Annotated in this window: 1 pseudogene; it reads left to right on the top strand. The window is 64.5% G+C overall.

From position 1 onward, the window contains the following. Positions 1-63 precede the first annotated feature (63 nt). Positions 64-1,038 (top strand): annotated as a pseudogene (locus MF610_RS18980) (IS3 family transposase); the annotation flags it as partial.

The raw sequence follows: 1,038 nt of genomic DNA, 5'->3' as shown, positions 1-1,038 counted from the left end.
TGAGCTGCCCCCTTCTGAGTGGTCCATCGACTATGATAGTCTGGATCAAGGAAGGGACGACGAATGTCTTCGAAGAAGCACAAGCCCTGGGAGATCATCGGGAAGCTACGTGAAGTGGAGATCATGCTGGGTCAGGGCGGGACGACCGCGGAGGCGTGTCGGCGGATCGCGGTCAGCGAGCAGACCTACTACCGGTGGCGCAAGGAGTATGGCGGCCTGAAGACGGATCAGGCACGGCGGATGAAAGACCTGGAGAAAGAGAACCTGCGGCTGCGTCGCGCGATCTCTGACCTGACGCTGGACAAGCTGATCCTGCAGGAGGCGGCACGGGGAAACTTCTGAGCCCCGCGCGGCGCCGGCGCTGCATCGATCAGGTGAAAGAGGTGCTGGACGTATCCGAGCGAAGGGTGTGCCGTGTGCTTGGGCAGCACCGGTCGACGCAGCGCAAGGTCCCGTGCGGGGCAGATGATGAGCAGGCGCTCACCGACGACGTCGTCGCGCTGGCGAAGCAGTACGGGCGCTACGGCTACCGTAGGGTGACCGCGCTGCTGCATGCGGCGGGCTGGTCGGTGAACCACAAACGGGTCGAGCGGATCTGGCGGCGCGAGGGGCTGAAGGTGCCGCAGCGCCAACCGAAACGCGGCCGGCTGTGGCTCAATGACGGCTCCTGCATCCGGCTTCGCCCAGAGTATCCGGGGCATGTCTGGGCCTATGACTTCGTCGAGGAGCGTACCCACGATGGGCGCAAGTTCCGCATCCTGACCATCATCGACGAGGCCAGTCGCGAGTGCCTGGCACTGGTCGTGTCACGTCAGCTCCGCCACGAGGACGTGCTGGCCGCGTTGGCCGACCTGTTCATCGAACGGGGTCCGCCAGCGCACATCAGGTCGGACAACGGCAGTGAGTTCATCGCCACCGCCGTCCAGACCTGGCTCGGCCAGATCGGCGTGAAGACGCTCTACATCGCCCCGGGCTCGCCATGGGAGAACGGCTATAACGAGAGCTTCAACGGGTCGCTTCGCGACGAACTGCTCAATG

It is taken from the genome of Sphingomonas hankookensis (genome assembly GCF_022664465.1).
Taxonomy (GTDB): domain Bacteria; phylum Pseudomonadota; class Alphaproteobacteria; order Sphingomonadales; family Sphingomonadaceae; genus Sphingomonas; species Sphingomonas hankookensis.
Note: the sequence above shows the minus strand (reverse complement) of the source record. Positions and strands in the feature narration are given on the sequence as shown.